This is a genomic window from Neobacillus sp. DZ-9, from assembly GCF_059587065.1.
The window spans coordinates 87,499-108,362 of the sequence record NZ_JCAIOL010000007.1 but is presented as its reverse complement, the minus strand read 5'-3'; the positions used below and the strand labels follow the sequence as shown (position 1 = coordinate 108,362).

At 45.4% G+C, this 20,864-nt stretch carries 20 protein-coding genes and 2 pseudogenes; 16 read left to right on the top strand and 6 right to left on the bottom strand.

Annotation, left to right across the window (positions count from 1 at the left end; genetic code table 11):
• Positions 1 to 314 precede the first annotated feature (314 nt).
• The 3 genes from AC59HZ_RS19975 to AC59HZ_RS19965 all read left to right on the top strand — a co-directional run bounded on the left by AC59HZ_RS19975 (position 315) and on the right by AC59HZ_RS19965 (position 1,629).
• Positions 315 to 620, top strand: coding sequence for a DNA-directed RNA polymerase subunit beta (locus AC59HZ_RS19975; protein ID WP_496547554.1), 306 nt, complete (start codon positions 315 to 317; stop codon positions 618 to 620).
• Between the two features lie 93 nt (positions 621 to 713).
• Positions 714 to 1,148: a 3-hydroxyacyl-ACP dehydratase FabZ gene (fabZ, locus tag AC59HZ_RS19970; protein WP_223594799.1), complete on the top strand. Its 435-nt coding sequence runs from the start codon at positions 714 to 716 to the stop codon at positions 1,146 to 1,148.
• 127 nt (positions 1,149 to 1,275) lie between these two features.
• Positions 1,276 to 1,629, top strand: coding sequence for a hypothetical protein (locus AC59HZ_RS19965; RefSeq protein ID WP_496547553.1), 354 nt, complete (start codon positions 1,276 to 1,278; stop codon positions 1,627 to 1,629).
• Between the two features lie 35 nt (positions 1,630 to 1,664).
• On the opposite strand, the gene AC59HZ_RS19960 is transcribed toward AC59HZ_RS19965, so the two are convergent.
• Together AC59HZ_RS19960 and AC59HZ_RS19955 are read right to left on the bottom strand one after the other, a co-directional pair.
• Positions 1,665 to 1,922, bottom strand: a complete 258-nt coding sequence (locus AC59HZ_RS19960) for a hypothetical protein (RefSeq protein WP_430070103.1) — start codon at positions 1,920 to 1,922, stop codon at positions 1,665 to 1,667.
• A gap of 88 nt (positions 1,923 to 2,010) precedes the next feature.
• Positions 2,011 to 2,445: a YwpF-like family protein gene (locus tag AC59HZ_RS19955; RefSeq protein ID WP_496547552.1), complete on the bottom strand. Its 435-nt coding sequence runs from the start codon at positions 2,443 to 2,445 to the stop codon at positions 2,011 to 2,013.
• Between the two features lie 242 nt (positions 2,446 to 2,687).
• Between AC59HZ_RS19955 and ssb the strand changes: the two are divergent.
• From ssb to AC59HZ_RS19935, 4 genes and pseudogenes are all read left to right on the top strand, one after another.
• Positions 2,688 to 3,008 (top strand): annotated as a pseudogene (gene ssb, locus AC59HZ_RS19950) (single-stranded DNA-binding protein); the annotation flags it as partial.
• A 184-nt stretch (positions 3,009 to 3,192) separates the two neighbouring features.
• Positions 3,193 to 3,420, top strand: a complete 228-nt coding sequence (locus AC59HZ_RS19945) for a hypothetical protein (protein ID WP_496547551.1) — start codon at positions 3,193 to 3,195, stop codon at positions 3,418 to 3,420.
• A gap of 268 nt (positions 3,421 to 3,688) precedes the next feature.
• The gene (locus AC59HZ_RS19940; RefSeq protein ID WP_496547550.1) at positions 3,689 to 4,126 is read left to right on the top strand and encodes a hypothetical protein; all 438 of its coding nucleotides are present in this window, start codon (positions 3,689 to 3,691) and stop codon (positions 4,124 to 4,126) included.
• Positions 4,127 to 4,269: 143 nt separating this feature from the next.
• Entirely contained in the window at positions 4,270 to 5,382 is a 1,113-nt protein-coding gene (locus AC59HZ_RS19935) for a 3D domain-containing protein (RefSeq protein WP_496547549.1), read from the top strand.
• A gap of 523 nt (positions 5,383 to 5,905) precedes the next feature.
• On the opposite strand, the gene AC59HZ_RS19930 is transcribed toward AC59HZ_RS19935, so the two are convergent.
• Positions 5,906 to 6,277, bottom strand: coding sequence for a winged helix-turn-helix transcriptional regulator (locus AC59HZ_RS19930; protein ID WP_430070119.1), 372 nt, complete (start codon positions 6,275 to 6,277; stop codon positions 5,906 to 5,908).
• A 153-nt stretch (positions 6,278 to 6,430) separates the two neighbouring features.
• Here AC59HZ_RS19930 and AC59HZ_RS19925 point away from each other — a divergent pair, with 153 nt between their 5' ends.
• The 4 genes and pseudogenes from AC59HZ_RS19925 (at position 6,431) to AC59HZ_RS19910 (ending at position 9,661) form a co-directional block, all read left to right on the top strand.
• Complete coding sequence (locus AC59HZ_RS19925) at positions 6,431 to 7,639, top strand: MFS transporter (protein ID WP_496547548.1); 1,209 nt, start codon at positions 6,431 to 6,433, stop codon at positions 7,637 to 7,639.
• Positions 7,640 to 8,476, top strand: a complete 837-nt coding sequence (gene pgoN, locus AC59HZ_RS19920) for a glyoxal/methylglyoxal reductase (RefSeq protein ID WP_496547547.1) — start codon at positions 7,640 to 7,642, stop codon at positions 8,474 to 8,476. It begins immediately after the preceding gene.
• A 327-nt stretch (positions 8,477 to 8,803) separates the two neighbouring features.
• Positions 8,804 to 8,983, top strand: a pseudogene (locus AC59HZ_RS19915) (SAM-dependent methyltransferase); the annotation flags it as partial.
• 129 nt (positions 8,984 to 9,112) lie between these two features.
• A complete protein-coding gene (locus AC59HZ_RS19910) occupies positions 9,113 to 9,661 on the top strand; it encodes a DinB family protein (RefSeq protein WP_496547546.1) in 549 nt (182 codons plus the stop codon).
• A gap of 4 nt (positions 9,662 to 9,665) precedes the next feature.
• On the opposite strand, the gene AC59HZ_RS19905 is transcribed toward AC59HZ_RS19910, so the two are convergent.
• A complete protein-coding gene (locus AC59HZ_RS19905) occupies positions 9,666 to 11,102 on the bottom strand; it encodes an aminotransferase-like domain-containing protein (protein WP_496547545.1) in 1,437 nt (478 codons plus the stop codon).
• Between the two features lie 70 nt (positions 11,103 to 11,172).
• Between AC59HZ_RS19905 and AC59HZ_RS19900 the strand changes: the two genes are divergently transcribed.
• Entirely contained in the window at positions 11,173 to 12,084 is a 912-nt protein-coding gene (locus tag AC59HZ_RS19900) for a DMT family transporter (protein WP_496547544.1), read from the top strand.
• A gap of 32 nt (positions 12,085 to 12,116) precedes the next feature.
• On the opposite strand, the gene AC59HZ_RS19895 is transcribed toward AC59HZ_RS19900, so the two are convergent.
• Positions 12,117 to 15,011: a DEAD/DEAH box helicase gene (locus AC59HZ_RS19895; RefSeq protein WP_496547543.1), complete on the bottom strand. Its 2,895-nt coding sequence runs from the start codon at positions 15,009 to 15,011 to the stop codon at positions 12,117 to 12,119.
• A gap of 233 nt (positions 15,012 to 15,244) precedes the next feature.
• On the bottom strand, positions 15,245 to 16,885 hold the full coding sequence (locus tag AC59HZ_RS19890; RefSeq protein ID WP_496547542.1) for an SWIM zinc finger family protein: 1,641 nt from the start codon (positions 16,883 to 16,885) through the stop codon (positions 15,245 to 15,247).
• A 247-nt stretch (positions 16,886 to 17,132) separates the two neighbouring features.
• Here AC59HZ_RS19890 and AC59HZ_RS19885 point away from each other — a divergent pair, with 247 nt between their 5' ends.
• The 4 genes from AC59HZ_RS19885 to AC59HZ_RS19870 all read left to right on the top strand — a co-directional run bounded on the left by AC59HZ_RS19885 (position 17,133) and on the right by AC59HZ_RS19870 (position 20,766).
• Complete coding sequence (locus tag AC59HZ_RS19885; protein ID WP_496547541.1) at positions 17,133 to 19,502, top strand: N-acetylmuramoyl-L-alanine amidase family protein; 2,370 nt, start codon at positions 17,133 to 17,135, stop codon at positions 19,500 to 19,502.
• 17 nt (positions 19,503 to 19,519) lie between these two features.
• A complete protein-coding gene (locus AC59HZ_RS19880; protein ID WP_496547540.1) occupies positions 19,520 to 19,714 on the top strand; it encodes a hypothetical protein in 195 nt (64 codons plus the stop codon).
• Between the two features lie 44 nt (positions 19,715 to 19,758).
• Complete coding sequence (locus AC59HZ_RS19875; RefSeq protein ID WP_496547539.1) at positions 19,759 to 20,205, top strand: PaaI family thioesterase; 447 nt, start codon at positions 19,759 to 19,761, stop codon at positions 20,203 to 20,205.
• Between the two features lie 102 nt (positions 20,206 to 20,307).
• Positions 20,308 to 20,766: a VOC family protein gene (locus AC59HZ_RS19870; RefSeq protein WP_496547538.1), complete on the top strand. Its 459-nt coding sequence runs from the start codon at positions 20,308 to 20,310 to the stop codon at positions 20,764 to 20,766.
• The last annotated feature ends 98 nt before the right edge of the window (positions 20,767 to 20,864 follow it).

Genomic DNA, 20,864 nt, shown 5'->3' with positions numbered 1-20,864 from the left:
AGGCTCGGATAAGCCTCATTCATTGGACTTTTTTATTTTTATAAATCTGTGATAATGTCACTTGTTGTATAACAATATTGATTGGACTCCTGCGCGCCAGCGGAAAGCGGTAGTGCCTGAAGCGCAAAGCAACGAAAAATTTTTAAAAAAATTCCCCATTTTTCGTGGTTTTTTAACATGAATTGACTTTTTTCTGTAAAAAGTTAATGTGTAATGATGAATAATTTTTTATAATAGAATAAATGTGACATAATATGTATTAACTCACTGATTTCAAAGGCAACTTCGGAATTCGGTTAAAGGGGAAATAAAGCATGTCTGTTAATAATCTAAACCAACATCAAGTGCGAACGAGAGAAGAATATAAAAAAGCGGCTCAAAAAGTAAACGAAGAAAAGACAGAAGTGAAACCACAAGCCGCAGCCCAAAATGGAAAGGAACGGGTCAGGATCCGTTTGATTCCGATCTGGCTACGTCTAGTTCTGTTGGTCGTGTTCGTCTTTATCAGCCTGATGGCAGGAGCTGTCGTCGGCTACGGAGTACTTGGAGGCGGGAAGGTCGCAGATGTTTTTAAAGAATCCACCTGGACACATATTCGCGATTTAATTGATAAAAAATAAATGGAAGGAAGGGAGCTAATTCCCTTCCTTTTTGTGTACCTTAAGTATAGAATAGAAAATAAATATGAGCTACTAGTAGGAGGTACTAATTCTATGCTTGATATCGATCAAATTAAAGAAATTATACCGCACAGATACCCATTTTTGTTGGTTGACCGCATTTTAGAAGTGGAAGAAGGCGTTCGTGCGGTAGGCATTAAAAATGTTTCCGCCAATGAAGAATTTTTCAATGGCCATTTTCCCGATTATCCAGTAATGCCTGGTGTCTTAATCGTCGAAGCACTTGCGCAGGTCGGAGCAGTGGCCATGTTGAAAAAAGAAGAAAACCGCGGCCGGTTAGCCTTTTTTGCAGGAATAGACGGCTGCCGCTTTAAAAAGCAGGTAAAACCTGGCGACCAGCTTCGCCTTGAAGTGGAAATCATTCGTCTGCGCGGGCCAATTGGAAAAGGAAAAGCCGTCGCCTCCGTTGATGGCGAAGTCGCCTGCGAAGCGGAAATCACTTTTGCATTAGGAGACAAAAAAGAATAAATTTCAGGTAACGACCGGGGCTCCCGGTTGTTTTTTTTCAAAAAAGTTCCATAAAATATTCTCGGTCCCCTGGGGAAACTAATAGCAGACCAAAAGGTCAAATTTTAGTTGAAAGGGGCTTTCTGCCTTGAAGAAAAGGATATCATTACTGCTTTCAGGGTCGATCCTATCTGCAATGTTGCTTGGGTTAACAGGTTGTAATACCAATACGAAAAATGATATGAATCCTCCGCCGCCAACCAATAACAGAATTGATAACGATTTGGACAATGATGGGGTTAATGACAAATACGAGAATAATTTGAATAACCGTAACAATGATTTAAACAATAATAATCTCATTAACCGAGACCACTATCCGGAATCTGAGGATAAAAACACACCTACGGACAAAGACCCAGGCAAGGACAATAATACTCCACGAGAAGAAATAATCGAGGATGATATTGACCGCCACGATGCCGATAATAAAGACGAATAAGAAAAAGGGACAGCCCGAGAGCGGCTTGTCCCTTCTTACATTCCTTTCGCAAAAAGAACTGCGCCCAGAACGACCAATATAATCATTAAGATATAACCCAATCCAACGACAATGGTAATAATCCAGCCCAGCACCTTACGGCCAGTTTGAATCAAGTAAATCCCCAGAGCAATTGGTCCAAAAATGAATCCTAAGATGGCCCAAAGCCAGCGACTTTTATTATGCTTGGGAGCATCAATAAACAAGTAAACCGCAAATGCAATTGCAATTAGTAAACTGATTGTACCACTCAAAACGTTTCACTCCTTTAGGCCTCTATTCTTAGTATGTTTTAGGGATGGGGAAACAATGTATAAGACCAGTCCGAAGACTGGTCTCAGATTAAGTGTTCTTCACTTTAAGCTTTGGCTTGCTCTTCATCTTTTCCTTGAATTCGTTGAGAAGGGCCGTACCCTCCAGTCCTTTTTGAAGCAGATTTTCGAGCAGGAGCTCGGAATAGTCGCTTTTATTACGGCGCAGATGGCCTTCAAATAAGACGCTGATGTGCTTTTCAAATTTCGTTAACGAGCTAATTTTTGTTTGGAAAAACGCAGGGGCGTTCTCCTTTTTTGTGATAACCGCTTCGACAATGATGTCGCGTTTTTGCTCGAAAATGTTTTTGAAATAATCATAGAGGGTGAGATCAGTATAAGCCTCCATCAGCCAGGTGGAGCGTTCGTCTTCTTTATTGAGAATCAAGCCATCTTCTAACGGGACTTCAACCGAAGTGTCATTTTCCACAACTTCCAACGAGAATAACTTAAACGATTTCATCATAACCTCCTGTGTTTATTTTACCTAATTATAACATACGCTAAAAAAAAGCAAATGTCGAAAAATATTTGTCGAAATTAGGAATATCCGCTTTTGTTGAAAAACGAACAACTTGCCATGACAAAAACCCCCTGTAAAAACAGTTTTTTGAACAAAAACAGTCTCGAAAAAGCCCTTAACGCGGTTTTACAGGCGACGGGCCCGGAGCGTATGATGAAACCATCAAATGCGAAGGAGTTGAAGACATGATTAATCAAGTCACCCTTGTCGGCAGGCTGACGAGGGATCCGGAATTAAGGACAACAACGGAAGGTACCCATGTAACTCACATTACTTTAGCGGTGAATCGCCACTATCGCAACCACAATGGGGAGGTCGAAGCTGATTTTGTCCAATGCACCCTTTGGCGGAATGCTGCCGAAAATACGTGTAAATATTGTCGAAAGGGGGCTGTGCTGGGGGTAACTGGCCGTCTGCAAACCCGCCATTATGAAAAAGAGGGAAAGAGAGTGTACGTTACTGAAGTTATCGCGGAATCCGTGCGCTTCCTAAGCACCAAGCCGCAGCGTGACATTGTGCCAGAGCAGAGACGTGAAGCTGCGCCGGAGCCTAGGCGTGAGACAATCCCGGAGCCAAGACATGAGTTTTTTCCAGAGCAAGGCCGTGGTCCAGTCCCAGAGCCAAGACACGAGTTTGTGCCAGAACAAAGACCTGATTCTGCGCCAGAACAAAAAAGGGAGGAAGTCTCCATTGGATTTTAACAATAAAGATACGGCCAACGTAGAGCAGATGCTGGAAAGCTTGATCAAAATGGTTGGAAAAGCCAATCAAAATGTCGACAGCCTGCAAAAGCGCGTTAGTCAGCTGGAATGCCTCATTTTAGAGGAACAGCTTGTAATCAGGGAAAGAAGCCCCCTTAGAATCCACTCCAATTACCCGCATAAAAGCTCGAAAAACATTCCATTTCCCATAAGCTAACCAACGATTTCCCCAGTAAAAGAAAATCAATCATGTCTTCGAGACCATCCCCAAATCTGGATTCCGGCAGCAGTTGAATGCCGGAATTTTTTTAGTATAAAAAATAATCTTTTGGGAAAACTAATTGAAAAACCCCCCTGTTTTTTTTTAGGAAGCCGCTGAACACGTGTCAGCGGCTTCTTTGATGTTATTTTTTCTTTCCAAGGAAGGAAAGATTTAAATTATTGTCGAATAATGTATACAAATGAAATATTTAGGGGGATTTTGCTTGAAGAGTAGAAATTCATTAATTTTTATTGGAGAAAAAAAGTGTAAGAAAAACCTGAAGTTCATAAGGAAACCGAGTTTTTACGATGCCATCCTACTTTCAAATCAATCACCGCAATCACCTAAGACCCCATCCTATCAATCAATCCCGCTTTACAGCAATGCAAACATTCAAATCCACTTCTATGATTCCAACATTCATCTTATCTACCAAAAGCAATCTCTGCAGCTTTTTTCACGACATCGCCAATTAACGGAAACAGAAGTATTTGACCTTTTTCATCACTTTGCCGTCAAAGAAGGAGATAAGGTATCCTACTTAAGCTTTTTCCCGAGTGGAAAAACAAGTGTGCGAAAAAGAAAAAAGATGCGCGTTTTGTCGGAGGAAAAGGAACTGGAGGAAGATAAGGTCGAAGATACATATTTTTCAAAAAAATGAGTTCGAAAAACTGACACTGTTATGACACAGGATTGACACTTTCCTTTGTATTATGACAATTTGTGATACTCTTTTAATCTATTTGTAACATAACTGGTACATTGTTCTGATATAACTATAGTACTAAGGAAGGGAGAAAACGTATGCAAACGACAATAAAGCGTATCATTCTCGTGTTACTTACATTGGTGTTATGTGAAACTGGTACTATGGTTACATATGCACAAACAAATGGCCAAGCCCTACATAATGCTAAGCAGCAGCTTGAGCAGCAGCAAAAATTAGTAGAGCAAAAAGCACAAGAAAAGCAAACAGTTAATAAAGAAATCGAGAATATTCAGCAAGAATTACAATCTCTATATACATTTATTACACAAAACAAAGAATCAATGGCGAATACGCAAAAGAAAATAGATGCAACCAACCAGTTGATCGAAAAGAAGAAAGAAGAAATCGTCGCCCTTGAGGATAAAATCCTTGCTCGCAAAGGGATTATGAAGCAAAGGGCAGTCGCTCTTCAGCAGAACGATAGCGTGAGCCTTGTGATAAACCTTTTCTTTGAATCTGACAGCATCTCTGAATTCATTCAGCGTGCAAGTGCGGCATCTGCTTTAATGGACGCGGATAAAGATATTTTAACAGCACAAAAAGAAGATTTGCAGAAGATTGAAGACGATAAAAAAGAGATTGATAGACAAGAACAGAGATTAGAAGAAGATCAAACCGTACTTGCGAAGCAGCAGGCAGAGCTTGATCAAAATCTCCAAAAGAGACAGCAGGCCTTAACCGCCATGCAGCAGAAATTAAGTCAAATTGTCCAGCAAATGGCATTAGCCGAGCAGGAAAAAGCCGGCATTGAATCACAGATGAAAGACATCCAAGCGAAGATTGCCAGCGAAACAGCACCGGCAAAAGCGCGACCAGTATCAGCTCCTGTTCAAAGCAAGCCATCGGCAGCAGTAAAGGGTAAAGAGATGTATGTATCGGCATCCGCATATACTGCTTCCTGCGCGGGCTGTTCAGGTATAACTACTATGGGCTACAATTTAAAGGCCAATCCAAACCTAAAAATAATTGCTGTTGACCCAAGTGTCATCCCTCTAGGCAGTAAAGTATGGGTAGAAGGCTATGGCGAAGCCATTGCAGGCGATACGGGCGGCGCTATCAAAGGACACAAAATCGACGTGTTTATGCCAAGCCACTCTCAAGCTTTAGCATGGGGCAGAAGAACAGTAAAAGTCATTATTATGCAATAGAATTCAGAAGAGATCCACAAACTTTTAGCGTTGTGGGTCTCTTTTTTTGTTGGGCTTTTGTGGTTAGGATTGGGGTTTTAATTGCCAGTTAGCTCTCATTTATTAGTGTTGTGGTAAATGAAGTGTGTGTTCATTGCCCGCGTGAGCACTTTTTTTAGTATAACGGTAAATAAACTGAAGTTTCATTGCCCGCGTGAGCACTTTTTTTAGTATAACGGTAAATGAACTGAGGTTTCATTGCCCGAGGAAGCACTTTTTTTAGTAAAACGGTAAATGAACTGAGGTTTCATTGCCCGAGGAAGCACTTTTTTTAGTATAACGGTAAATGAACTGAGGTTTCATTGCCCGAGGAAGCACTTTTTTTAGTAAAACGGTAAATGAACTGAGGTTTCATTGCCCGAGGAAGCACTTTTTTAAGTAAAACGGTAAATGAACAGGGGTTTCATTGCCCGAGGGCTCCCTTTTTCAAGCATAAAGGGCAATGAACCCAGCCATCAAGCCAGCATAGCCCACCCTACAACATTTACTTAAGGTCCTGGTTCAGGATGTTGTCCTCAAGGACGGAGAATTTGTCGCCATATACTTTGGTGATGTGCTTTTCGCCCCAGTCGCAAAGTGAATTCAGAATCCCCTCCAGGCTCGAGCCGTATTCGCTCAATTCGTATTCCACCTTTGGCGGCACCTGATTATAAACAATCCGGTTGATTACCCCGTCCTCTTCCAGCTCTCGCAATTGCTGGGTCAGCATTTTTTGCGTAATGTTCGGCATCAGCCGCTTCAAATCACTGGTTCGCTTTTTCCCGTGCGTTAAATGACAAAGGATGACACACTTCCATTTGCCTCCGATTACCTCAAGCGTCGCTTCAACTGATATATTGTACTTCTTTTTTTCCATGGCCAGTCCATCCTCCTATTTGATAGGCACTAAAAAGTACCTATATTACTTTTTGGTATCTATAGCACTTTAAAGTGCGTACTTCCTAATTACTTTCATATATCCCATAATAACATTTGTAAGTTAAAAAACAAGCAAGAGGAGGAAGCATCAATGCCTTTAAATAAAAAACAAAGCACGTTGGCGCTGCTGGCCTTAGCTGTGAGTGCCTTTGCTATCGGAACCACCGAATTTATCAGCGTCGGCCTGCTGCCGCTGATCGCCAAAGATCTAAATATCTCCGTCACCACCGCAGGACTGACGGTTTCTTTATACGCACTCGGGGTCACATTCGGCGCCCCCGTCTTAACATCTTTGACATCACGCATGTCACGTAAAACTTTGCTGCTGTGGATCATGATTATTTTTATCATCGGCAACAGCATCGCCGCCAGCGCCACCACCATCAGCGTTCTGCTGGCTGCACGCGTGATTTCAGCCCTGGCACACGGCGTCTTTATGTCCATTGGTTCAACCATCGCCGCGGACCTTGTTCCGGCAAACCGACGTGCGAGCGCCATCTCGATCATGTTCTCTGGCCTTACCGTCGCCACTGTGACCGGCGTGCCGTTCGGAACCTTCATCGGACAGCAATTCGGCTGGAGGCTCGCTTTCGTCCTGATTGTGGCAGTTGGAGTTATCGGATTGGTCGCGAACCTTGCACTCATTCCTTCATTTTTGAAAAAAGGAACTCAGACAAGCCTTCGCAATCAGTTCAAGCCCCTGACCAATAGCCGGCTTTTACTACTTTTCAGCATCACGGCGCTTGGATATGGCGGGACATTCGTTGTCTTCACCTATTTATCGCCATTGCTCCAGGATATAACTGGTTTTAAGGAAGGAACTGTGGCAATTATTTTACTCGCATACGGTGTGGCTATTGCGATTGGAAACATGGTCGGCGGAAAGCTGTCGAACCGCAATCCAATCAGCGCCTTATTCTATATGTTTATCGTCCATGCCCTCGTGCTTTTTGCCTTGATGTTTACAGCCCCATTTAAAACGGCTGGCTTAATCACGATTATTTTGATGGGACTGCTTGCTTTTATGAACGTCCCAGGCCTGCAAGTTTATGTTGTAATGTTGGCGGAACGTTTCGTGCCGAGTTCTGTGGATGTGGCGTCCGCCTTGAACATTGCCGCATTTAACGCAGGTATCGCGATTGGGTCCTTCCTGGGAGGAGCAATCACCGATTCGATCGGACTCATCCATACCACATGGATTGGAGCATTGATGGTTTTTGGGGCAGTTATCTTAACAGGTTTGAGCCGTTCGTTGGAACGGCGTGACCTTAGTTTTTCAAAATTAGAGGAGGTTTGTTAAATGAACTTACAAACAACAACAATACTAAATAACGGTGTAAAAATGCCATGGTTTGGTTTAGGAGTATTTAAAGTGGAGGAAGGCCCTGTTTTGGTGAATGCAGTGAAGTCTGCAATCAAACATGGTTATCGCAGCATCGATACAGCCGCGATTTATGAAAACGAAGCGGGAGTAGGAGAAGGAATCCGTGAGGGGCTTGCTGAGGCGGGGATTACCCGCGAGGAATTATTCGTCACCTCTAAGGTTTGGAATGCTGACCTTGGATACGAAGCGACCATAGCTGCATACGAAAGAAGCCTTGAAAAGCTAGGGTTAGAATATTTAGATTTATACTTGGTGCACTGGCCGGTTGAAGGGAAGTTCAAGGAAGCATGGCGGGCATTGGAAAAGCTATATAAAGACGGACGGGTTCGGGCGATAGGCGTGAGTAATTTCCAGGTTCACCATCTTGAAGAGTTGATGGCCGATGCGGAGATTAAACCAATGGTAAACCAGGTGGAATACCATCCGCGCTTAACCCAAAAAGAAGTCCAAGCGTTTTGCCTGGAGCACGGAATCCAGCTTGAAGCGTGGTCTCCTTTAATGCAGGGTGGGCTGCTGGATAATGAAATTTTGGTAGAAATCGCAAGCAAATACGGAAAATCGACAGCACAAGTGATTTTGCGCTGGGACCTGCAGAATGGCGTCGTCACGATCCCAAAATCGGTCAAGGAGCACCGCATCATCGAAAACTCGCAGGTGTTTGACTTTGAACTTTCGGATGAGGACATGCAAAGGATCGATGAATTGAACCAAAACCATCGCGTCGGACCAGATCCGGATAATTTTGATTTTTAAAGGGGAAACTGGGTTCTCTTCATTGTGACAGTGGAGGAATAAAGTGTGAACTTCGCGGAATTAATACAAGAGTTCGCGGAATTCCACTGGAAATCAGCGAGATAAACAATAAAATCCGCGGAAATTACCCTAAAACTCACGGAATCAACAAATCGCAACATACAAAAAAGGACTTCGGCAACCATAGTCGGGGTCCTCTTTGTGTTCACTGTACGAGGACAAGTGTACACGGATGGTGCCTGACACCAATCATTAAGAAAGTAATTTTTCTAATTTTCTGTTATATTGGTTTGGAGATAAAACTGTTTGAGTTTGGGGGAGTGGGAAATGGCTGGAACGGTTAAAGCGGATGGTTGGAATGCCGGTTTATATGACAGTAAGCATGCTTTTGTTTCTCAGTATGGTGAGGACCTGGTCAACCTGCTCGCACCTCAGCAGGGGGAAAGCATCCTTGATCTAGGCTGCGGTACAGGGGATTTAGCGAACAAGCTGCATCAAATCGGTGTCCAAACAGAGTTGAAAAAGCCCTCAAAGAAGTTTTAAACCAAAATGGTCAATGGCAGGCGGATTATAAGAGAATTCGAGTGGTAGGAGTAAAAGAATAATGTTCCGCCGATTCAAAATCTCAGGACCTTTTTGGGACAGCAAGCCACCAATAAAAGATACGTTAAAGAAACTAAGAAAGCAGGTGTGCCTATGCATCAAAACGAATACGCCTGGGTCCAACAGACTCGGCAAATATTACTCGACTTTTGCAGGGAGCTGGAACCTGAGGATTTTACCCGCCAAAATGGATTTGGCTTTCAAAGTGTGAGAGACACCTTGGTACATGTAGCCGATTGCTATCACGCATGGATTGGCTCATTTGTTTTATTAAAAACAAAAAAGCCGTTAACCCCAAAAGAAGATTTTCCAAAAATGAATGTAAATGAAATAAAAGCACGCTTTGAACAGGCTGATTCATATGTCAACGAGTTATTGGAATTACTCGGGAATCAATTGAATGAGCCGATACAAAGGGACATCCCCTGGAGAGAAACACCGGAACCACTCACCATCACGCCAGGCAAATTGCTTATGCATACCATTACACACGAATACCATCATAAAGGTCAAATTGTCGCGATGATGCGCCAGATGGGTTATGAACCGCCTAATACAGACGTTTTAGGAACTGAAGATTGATGAATCACTCCAAAAGTGATTGTGCCACTTCCACAAACTTACCCATCCCTTCACGCAGCTGCTTTTCATTGACGTAAGAATAACTTAACCGGATCCAGGAGGATGGTAGTTTTAAGGGATCACAAACTTGGCCCGGCACAAAGGAAATCGATTGCGCAATACTTTTGGTCAATAAAAGTTCTGTAGAAAGATGACCGGGCAGCTTCACCCATAAATTCAGGCCGCCGTTAGGACTGGTCCAATACCAATCCGTTGTCTTCAAAGTTTCCTCCATAATTTCTTTTCGAATTTGCAGGGCGATCCGGAGTTTCTCTAAGTGCTGCTGCAATCTTACGGATGAAAAATAATGGAGGAATATTTTTTGATTAAGAAGCGGCGAGCCATTATCGGATAATGATTTTACCGTGATAAGTGATTTCATTAACGATGATTGGCAAATAACCGCGGCAATTCGCAAACCTGGTGAAATATACTTGCAAAAGCTTCGGATGTAAATGACGGTCCCGGCTGTATCAAATGTGTAAATGGGCGGCGGCGGTGTCTGGTCGAAATAGATGTCATGATAGGCATCGTCCTCAATTAAAAGACAGCGATATCGTTCCGCCAATTCGACCAGCTTTTTCCGCTGCCAGGTGGGAACCGTATAGCCGGTCGGGTTATGGAAGGTTGGGTTGAGATAAAACAGGCGCGGTTTATTATTTTTAAAAAATAATTCAACCTCTGCTAAGTCGTACCCATCCGGATGGATTTCCACCGCTTCGATTTTTGCCCCATATGATTGAAAAAGGTCAATCGCCGCACTATAACTCGGACGTTCGAACAGTACAACGTCCCCCGGCTTAATCAAAGCTTGTGCAACTAAATGAATCGCTTGTTGGGAGCCGGAAGTGATTAATAGATGATCGGCAGCGAGATGGGTTTTATAGCGGCGGATGAAATAGTGACTAAGGACCTCGCGCAGCTCTGCATCCCCCTGCACCGTCGAATAGGTGGCAAGGACCTTTGGATAAAGGTCAAACACGTTCTTCACATAATCGGAAAGGAAATGATTCGGCAAAAGATTGGGATCGATCAACGCCTGAGAAAATTGATAGGAAACCGGTGATTGATGGATTTCCGATAAATGATTTTTTTGAACATAGGCGGAAACGATAGGGTTATCGAAATGTTCCAGGTTTTCCATCCCACCCGGCTCGACGAAATAACCGGCCTTATCTTTTACATATACTTTGCCGTCCTGTTTCAGTAATTGGTAAGCCTTTAAGACCGTTAATCGGTGAATGTCCATTTCAAATGCTAACTTGCGGACGGAGGGCAGTTTGTCATGTTCTTTCCATTCCCCGCGTTCGATTCGGTTCAGCACATAATCATAAACCTCTTGAAAAAGCGGCTTCACATCTACCCCTCCTCTGTAATGTGATTGTACCACGATTCCGGTCAATCTGTTCTATTTGATTCCATCTGTTCTAATGCCCTTCTTTTATGATAGAAAAAAAGGGGGAGTTATAGGAATGATTATAATGAATTATATTTTGATGTGTTTGATTTTTGGAACGACGTTTTTGGGGATTAAAATTGGCGTCGATGCAGGGGTGCCGCCATTTTTATCAGCAGGACTCCGTTTCTTTCTGGCAGGCTTACTGCTGTTTGGCTTTATGGTTTGGAAAGAAAAAACACCGCTGCGGCTGTTATTCCGGAAAGAAATGTTTTTTACCGGAATCTGTTTAACGTTTGGGACGTTTTCAACGCTTTATTGGGCAGAACAATATGTGACATCTGGGATTGCCGCTGTTTTATCAGCGACAGGCCCGATGATGATTTTAGTGATTCAGACCTTGATTTTAAAACAAAAAGGGAACCGGCAATCCTTTATTGGTTGTATGGTGGGGCTCATAGGGGTCACGCTGTTAATCCTGCCTAGTTTTTCAATCGAATTAAACCCCTTTTGGATGATTGGCTGTTTCGCCATTCTAATTGGAGAGGTTTTTTATGCAACAGGGGCGATTTATACAAAGCGGGTCGTCCAAAAATTTGAAACGGTATCGCCGATTGCCTTGAATGCAGCGCAAATGATGCATGGCGGGATCCTATTAATCCTGCTGTCTTTGTTTACCCAGGACATTCAGCCTGAAAAACTCTTAACCACTGCTTCCATTGGCTCCCTTGTTTATTTAACGATTTTTGGTTCGATGATCGGCCATACCATTTTTTATTGGCTGGTCTCACGGACCAATCCGGTTTTTCCTTCGACATGGCTGTATATCTCACCATTGATTGCCGTGATCCTCGGCGTGATTTTCTATGATGAATATATTTCTTGGCTGACCGCGCTCGGGACGTTGACGATTATTGTTGGAACGGTGTTAGTTAATTTTAAATGGGCTGTTTTTCGAGGCGTTAGAAGTTTTTCTTTTAAAAAATAGGGAAGGGACCCTTTTCGATTAGGGTCCCTATTTCATCCTAAATTCACCAGATTTTTCAGTTCATCCGTTGACAGCTCGGTGATCCAGTTTTCGCTTTGAATAATTTGGTCGTTTAAAAATTGCTTCTTCTCGAGCATGGCGTCGATTTTTTCCTCGAGCGTCCCAGTGCAAATCAGCTTGTGCACGTGGACGAAGCGCGATTGGCCGATGCGGTAGGCACGGTCGGTGGCCTGGTTCTCAACGGCCGGATTCCACCAGCGGTCATAGTGGATGACGTGATTCGCTGCGGTTAGGTTTAAGCCGGTTCCGCCAGCTTTTAAGGACAGCAAGAATACCGGGAACTCGCCATTTTGGAACCGTTCAATCATATCGTCACGCTGCGTTTTCGATACGCTGCCATTGAGGAACGGCACCTCGATCCCAAAGTTCTTTTTCAACGTACTTCGAATCATTTCACCCATTTCAATGTATTGCGTGAAAATCAGACAGCTTTCACCTTGCTCGAGGACCGCCTCAATCAATTCAACCAGCTTATCCATTTTATTGGAGCGGTCTAGGAGCTGCCGGTCCGCCGATTTTTCTTTTAAATAAAGGGCAGGGTGGTTGCACAGCTGTTTTAAGCGGCTTAGCATTTGTAAAATTAACCCCTTGCGCTCGAAGCCAGACAATTTTTCAATCTCTGCAAAAGTGTCATGGACGAGCTGCTCGTACAATGATGCCTGCTCAGCCGTGAGCGGGCAGTATTCTTTCTGCTCGAGTTTGTCTGGGAGGTTGAGGGCGACCTCTTCATCCTTTTTCGTGCGGCGCAGCAGGAACGGCCGAATCAACGATTGCAGCTGCTGCACTTTTTCCTTTTTCTCATCTTTTTCAATCGGAATCACGAATCGCTTTTGGAATTGCCCCAGGCTGCCAAGATAGCCGTGATTGGTAAAATCAAAAATCGACCACAGCTCGGATAGACGGTTTTCCATCGGTGTTCCCGTCAGTGCGATGTGGTGGCGGCCGCGCAGCTTGCGGACTGCCTTCGATTGCTTCGTCTGCGCGTTCTTGATGTTCTGCGCTTCATCGATGGCAATGGAGCTCCACTGCTGGGACTCGAACTCCTCGGAATCCAGGTGGCTCAAACCATAGGAAGTGAGCACGACATCGGCATCTTGGACTTTTTCGGAAAAAGCCTCCTCTTTCAGGCGATTCGAACCGTAGTGGAGGTAGACATTCATCTCCGGAGCAAAACGCTCGAGCTCCTTCTGCCAGTTTCCAAGCACAGAGGTCGGACAGATGATCAGCGCCGCCTTCGTCGGAGTTTTCGCAGGTGCCTCATCCTTCGTTTTCTTGCTCCGTGTTGTGGGAACGGTGTCAGGCACCACTGTTTCCTCATCCTTCACCTTCAACAAATAGGAGATGAGCTGGACGGTTTTGCCGAGGCCCATGTCGTCGGCGAGAGTGGCTCCAAATCCGTATTGTCGTAAAAACCAAAGCCAGCTCATACCGAGCTGCTGGTAAGGGCGGAGCTCGCCGTTCAGCCCGGAAGGCACGTCTACAAGCGGTATTTCGTGCACCTCGGACAGTTGCTTCATCATTTGTTTCCATTGACGGTTCAGCTCAATTTGAATTTTCGCAAACGCCTTCGGATTTTCCAGTTCATCCTCTGTTTCAGTGGACTCGATTAGCTCCTGCTCAAGTAAATCACGGACATGCAGTCCTTCTTTTTCAGCCCGCTTCATCAAATCTTGAATTTGGCGGATGAATTGTGGATCGAGCTTGACCCAGCGGCCGCGGATATACACGAGCCGTCTTTTTTCTTCGACCATCTTGCCGAATTCTTCTTCGGACAGGTCGACTCCATTCATCGAAAAGCGCCAGTTAAAGTCAAGCATGGCCTGAAGTCCGACAAACGAAGGACGGTGACTGGAGGTTCCTTTCAGCGACGCTTTCACCTTGAGGTTGGCATTTTTCATGGCCTGCCACCAGGAAGGAAGGAGAATCTCAACATCGAGCGCAAGCAGCGTCTCACTTGCCTCCGTTAAAAACATCCACGCTTCTTCTTCGGTAAGGTGTGTTTTAAGATAACCGTCCTCGCTAAGCCATGGAATCAGCCTGATCCAGCGCGCCTGCTCGCGGTCTACTTTTTCTAAAAATGGTCGCCACTTCGCCGGGATTTTCGCGACTCCTTCGATATCATAAACCTCATCAGTATTTTTCTTGCCGCGCAAAAAGATATCCAGTGTCCAGGCGCCTTCACCCTCAATCGGTTCATCCAGCCGGAGCCCGATGGTGAAGGGGGTGTCGCTTTCCTTAATGCCCACCCATTCGAGCCAGCTTTCTTCATCGAAATAGCGGGCCAACTCACCGCCAGAGATATTTTGCTTTTTCAGGAGGTCGAGCTTTGGTCCGAACAGCTCTTTCATTGCTGAATTCCTGGTGAGATAGGCGTCGAGGGCGCTATTGTATAAATCGGAAATGTAGGTGCGTGTGGATTGTGATGCATTTGGTTCGACCTCTTGTTCCCAAAAAGACGGATCAAACTCATCCTGGACCCGTTCCGGCAGCTTCCAGCGGAAATCACCGTTCTCCCAGACCGAGAAGTCGGGGAGCCAGTCTTTTTCCAAGATGCCTTCATGCAGGGAATGAGCCGCGGCCAGGCAAATCTCGGATTGCTCATTCCAGTCCCATTCAATAAAGCGGTTGAATGACTCCTTGGCAAAAAGGGAGACCAGCTGCCAGCCGCTGACCGCCACACCGGAGGCATCGCCGACTGTCTCAGTCTCAAGGAGTGTCCCGAAGAAGCTTTCCGCATGGCTGCTGAAAACGAGATTCTTCCAGATGGATGGGTCCATGTTGTCGCCATGCTCATCCTGAGCAGTAAGAAAAAATCGGTCTTCACCTAATTTAGTTGTCAGCAATTTCATAAACCTTGTTTTAAGCATCGATATGTAAACTCCTTTAAGTTAGGAAGGGGTTTGTTTGGTTGGGTACCATTTGGATAATATGTGATTTCCATATAATGTCTAATAGTCCAAAATGTTTATGAAAATGTCCAAAGCCCCCGAAAAAATGTCCAATATAACTCTATAAATGTCCAAAACAATAGGAAAATTGTCCAAAGCACATTAAAAAATGTCCAAAAGCTCACAAATGGTGCCTGACACCAAACTTGGCACTACTCTGTTGAAACCTCAATTAACTTGCTCCGCTGGCATTCTTCATGAAATGCCCGCAATCTTTTGGTGCGTTCCATCAGGGTATCCAAAAAGTATTGCCAGTCGTCGACGCGTTTCAGCTTTTTGTACAGGGTCCGAAGTTTTTTCAGATGCCGTACGGCCATTCGGTAACTCGCCCGGTTTTTCTGGTCGATCTCGCGCTGGGCGGTTTGGTGGAGCATCGCCAGCAGCACCTCTGGACGCTCCTTCTCGACAATCTTCAGCCGGTCCTTCGGTAAATCATAAAATTCCATACCGGCAAACGCATGGAGCTCGCCCCAGCGATCGTACTGCCCGCGTTCAAACAGCAAATTCTCATACTCGGCAAAACTGTAAGGAAGTGTCTGCAGCAATGCCCGCTCATACAGATCCGCCCGGTCGCTTTCCGCGCAATAAGAGGCAATCGCCCGGAGCGCAGTCCTTGTGAACGTCGTACAGCTGCGATATCCGCCCAACACCTCTAAATACCCTTTGATTTTTTGTAAAAATAAATCAACCACCGGCCCGACGCGGCGCCATGCCTTCAATTGACTCAAATAATCAATCCAATAAACCAGATAGGGCGTGAACGTGGCATCGTTAACCATCCCGAGCATTTTCATGGCCAGCTCATCGTTTTGCAGCAGAAAATTCAAGTGAATCCTCCCAGCCACAAGTGGAAGAGGATTTTCCCAGTCTTGAAGCTCCTTCCCGCGTGTCTGGATTTTCTCCAATTCAGCCTCGCGCCAAGGCTTCTTTTTAAAAAGCTGGGCCCACAGAAGGCGGTACAAGTAAATCCGCTCATATTCCAGCACCGAAGCACAGGTCAGCAGTTCGAACGCATCGTCCTTCAGTTTCTCGATAAACTCATCAAAGGCAAACGGCAGCGATTGCACACCAAATTTGCCGACTAGCTCCTCGGCATCATCCATTAAATTATGGAATAAATGAAGATAGACACGCTTAACCATTTCTTCACCGTGCCCCAGATCCTCTGTCAGCACAGCGAGCTTGCGGAAAGATACCACAATCCCGATCAAGTCATAGAGCATGCGCCATTCCTGTTCAACCGGTGCACTGGCATGGATACGCCTAGAATAGATATCGTACAACTCGGGAATGACGTATGGACTCGTGTATTTTTTCGTAGCGAGCAGGGTATCAAAACTGACCTCAAATGAGTGCACCCAGCGGCTGTAATCCGGCTTCAGCACACCGTTTGCCTTGATTAAATCCTTCGCCGTCTGCATGCCCCAGTCCGAGAGAGACTTCTTCTCCTGCATCGGTTCACGCCATTCTGCCACCCAGTCCGAGACACTGCCCACCTTCGCATAGGCCGCAAAAAAAACAGCCATCTTGTGCCGGCACCAGCCCTCGTGCGGACATGCACATTCGCTCAACGTATAAAAACTAAGGTCGAGTAACACCTTTACAGGCGTCACATCCTGCACAACCGCTGTAACCTCATCTTTTTCTCTATGTAATTGGGTAACCAGTCCTTGCCGGTACAGCATAAGCCCTTTTTGGACGAGTCGCGCATCCTCGGCAGAATTCGGACTCAGCAAATCCCGGATTTCCTCTGTAAAGGAATCCATTAATTCATTTTCAGGTATCGACTCCAAGGCCGCGACCCCCTTTATTTGAAAAATAAATACGTTTTTTAAAAAAATCCATATTCCTTTATTATACCCAAAAATTTGCGGTTAGAGGAGGGGAACGCACGAAAAGCGTGTTACGGGAACTTAACAGACTATACATAAAATCGCTAGGGCTATATGCCTATTATTTTTTTACTAATGGATGGAATCTTACGTCCAAGTTGGCAATATATTTTTCAGTGTATAACAATTTAAGGAGGCGATAATTAGTTTGAGGAGAAAGATTTTTCTATTAATGCTAAGCTTTTTGCTGTTGCTGCCGGGAGCGGGGCTGGCAGCTACTAGCACAAAAACTATTTTAAAATCCACTAGCAATCAAGTAAAAACTCAAGCGGCTGCGAATGCAAATGACACGACCGCGCTAGTTGTGCAAAATTTTCAAACCTCAACGTCTACAGCAAAGCCGGATGAGGCCGTGCAATTTACGGCAATGGTGACAGACGATTCAGAGGTGGAGGGGGTGGATGTCCATCTTTACAGCAGTTCAGGGCAATTCCGCTACATCTCACTGTCCGCCGATCCAGCATCCGGAAAATGGACGGGAACGTATAAAGTGCAGTCCATCGACGAAAATGGACCGTGGACGGTAGAGGTTTCAGCATGGGATGCAGCCGGCAACTTTGGGCAGCAGGAACAAGGCAAAGTGACCATCGTGAATCCGGCCGTGGATGCTACACCGCCTGTCGTAAAGGACTTGCAAGTCTCTCCGAGAAGTGCAAAACCAAAGGAGACCATAAACTTTACGGCCATTGCGGCAGATGAAACAGGCGTAACGGCAACAACCGTATACCTGACAAGCGACTCCAGAGATTTCCGCGAAGTCCCGTTAAAGTTTGACGCGGCGGCGGGAACATGGGCTGGCTCCTATCAGGTACAAGACAATGATGAAGCCGGATCCTGGACGGTAGAAGTGAATGCCAGCGATGCCGCAGGCAACAATACTTGGTTTAGCGATCCAAGCGGAATTACAATCAATAACGCAAATGCTGACACGACCGCACCAGTGGTGGATAGTGTCGAGCTTTCCACAACACAGGTCAGCCTTGGACAGGAGATCGGTATTTCTGCAGCATTGCAAGATAATCAATCAGGGGTAAGCTCAGCGGCAGTTTCTTTAGCAAGTCCGAGCGGCTTAATGCGTTCTGTTGACCTTACATACAATGAGCAGTCACAAAAATGGGGCGGCATGTATAAAATTAGCCTTGGGGATGAGCCAGGGGAATGGACCTTAAGGGCGCTGGATGTGACCGACAAAGCCGGCAACCGCACTTGGGCTTGGCAAAACGGAAAGACCTTCACCGTCACAAACCCGGATGCAGATACGAAGGCGCCAACGTTTGAAACCGTGGCAATCAGTCCATCAAACGCAAAGACCGATGAAAAAGTAAAAATTGCCGTGACAGCACTCGATGATAAATCTGGTGTTGCAGCGGTAGACGTTCGGTTATCAAATCAGGAGCACCATGCACAGGATTCAGTAAGCCTCACTTATGACGAATCGGCACGTGAATGGGTGGGCTGGTACCAGGCCACGAAGGATACGGTGCCTGGTGTCTGGAAAATTGATTCTATTTTTATAAAAGATAAAGCGGGTAACAGCACGACGGTTTTTGCCGATGGATCATTCACAATTGAATCGGACACAACCCCTCCGGCGAAGCCAGAAGTGAAGGAAGTAACGGATAAGGATGAGGCGGTCACAGGTACGGCGGAGGCAAGCGCGAAGATAGAAGTAAAGGCTGGCGGGTTTGTTTTAGGCACTGCGACAGCTGGTGAAAATGGTCAATTTTCAGTTGCAATTAAACTTCAGGTGTCAGGCACCGAACTGAGCGTCACGGCCACCGATCAAGCTGGTAATGTAAGTGATGCGACAGTAGTGGTGGTAAGAGATGTGGATGCACCTGGCAAGCCGGTCGTGAATGCCGTAACCGATAAGGATCAAGCGGTCACAGGCACGGCAGAAGCTGGTTCCAAGGTAAAAGTAAAGGGCGGCGGTCAAGTAATCGGTTTAGCGGAAGCTGGTACGGACGGCAGTTTTTCGGTCCCGATTCCGATGCAGGTGTCAGGCACCGTATTAACTATTGTCGCTATTGATAAGGTTGGAAACATGAGCGAGTCTGCAACGATTGTCGTCTCGGGGACAGCGGCAAATCTTTCTGGCTGGGTGTTCCAGGACGGAAAATGGTTCTATTATGATCCCGTCAGCTTTATGCTGAAAAAGGGCTGGTATAAGGTAGGAGGCACTTGGTATTATTCGAATACCAATGGCGTTATGCAAACCGGCTGGGTGAAGGATGGCGCCAACTGGTATTACCTCAAATCAAGCGGTGCAATGGCAACGGGCTGGGTGAAGGACGGCGGAGTCTGGTACTACCTCAAGCCGAGCGGAGCGATGGCAACCGGCTGGGTGAAGAGCGGCAAGTACTGGTACTACCTCAACCCGAGCGGGTCGATGGCAACGGGCTGGCTGAAGGACGGCGGGGCCTGGTATTACCTTAACTCGAGCGGCACAATGGTAACAGACCGGGTGAAAATCTCAGGAAACTGGTATTTCTTCAATAGTAATGGGACTTTAAAGTAGAGGGTAAGTGGACTCCCATGGCCGGATGGCTGAGGGGGTTTTTTGTTTGGGGCGGGGATAGCGGGCGCCAATCAGGGAATAGCGGGTGTCAATTAGCGGATAAGCAGAGCCAATCAGCGGATAACGCAGCTCAATCAGCAACTACTAGAAAAAATCGTTCCCTTCCAGTCCCTCTCCCCAAAAAAGACAGGCCCATCCAATTTATGGTATGATAAAAATACAGAAAATTCAAACTAAATAAACGGAGGCCATGGAAATGAAACATTATAATCAATTAAATAAGGTATTAACCGGAGAAGCTCCTAGAGCACCGATTACGGAGCTGCTCGGGATTGAACTAGTAGAACTAGAAGAGGGAAGGGTAGTCTTGGAGATGGAAACCTCGGAACGGTTATACAATCCAATGGGGACACTACATGGCGGAATCCTCTGCGACCTATCGGATGCTGCGATGGGGTATGCGTTCGTAAGCACCTTGGCAGACGATGAAGCTTTTACCACAGTAGAAATAAAACTAAACTTCCTGAAACCAATCTGGAAATCAAAACTTCGTGCGGTAGGACAAGTTATCAAGAAGGGGAACTCAATTGGTCTCCTTGAATGCCATGTTTATGACGAAAAAGAAAGCCTTGTTGCCCATTCCACCAGTACATGCATGATCTTACGAGGCGACATGGCCAAGGGCAGATCGACAAAAGAATAACCTACGACTTTTGATGGAGAAATATTCCCACCAAAGCACAATGTCTCTAACGCAACAAACCACTAAAATGAAATCATCAAATACAGATTGGTGGTATGATCAATGAAAAATGCAAAACTATATGAAACCCATGTTTATTGCAAAAACCTAGAAAAATCAATCGAATTCTATCAGTCTCTCGACCTGGATCTTGCCTATGTGCTTAACGAAAGAAGGGTCGCCTTTTTCTGGCTTGGTGAACTTGGTACAAAAGAGCAAATGCTCGGAGTTTGGGAAGTCCCGGAGGACCAATTTTTCAAAAAGCATTTCGCTTTCGCCCTACCCCTAGAACAATTACATGAACTGCCACAATACCTTGAAAGCAAAGGAATCGAGCTGCGGCCCGCGTTTGGATTAGATGCTTCAGAACCGGTTGTCCATGCCTGGATGCCTGCGGCTTGTTACTACTTTGAGGACCCGGATGGAAACTCGCTTGAATATTTGGCTGTACTAGAGGGAGCCCCGCAGCCCGAATTGGGCGTCATCCATCTCAGCCAATGGAAGCAGCTGCAAAATGTATAAAGAACTCCTTGGTCATATTGGCCATGGGAGTTTTTTATATTATGGAATAAAATATAAAAGATTGGAAAAATTAGATTTGAATTCAAAAGCAGAGGTTG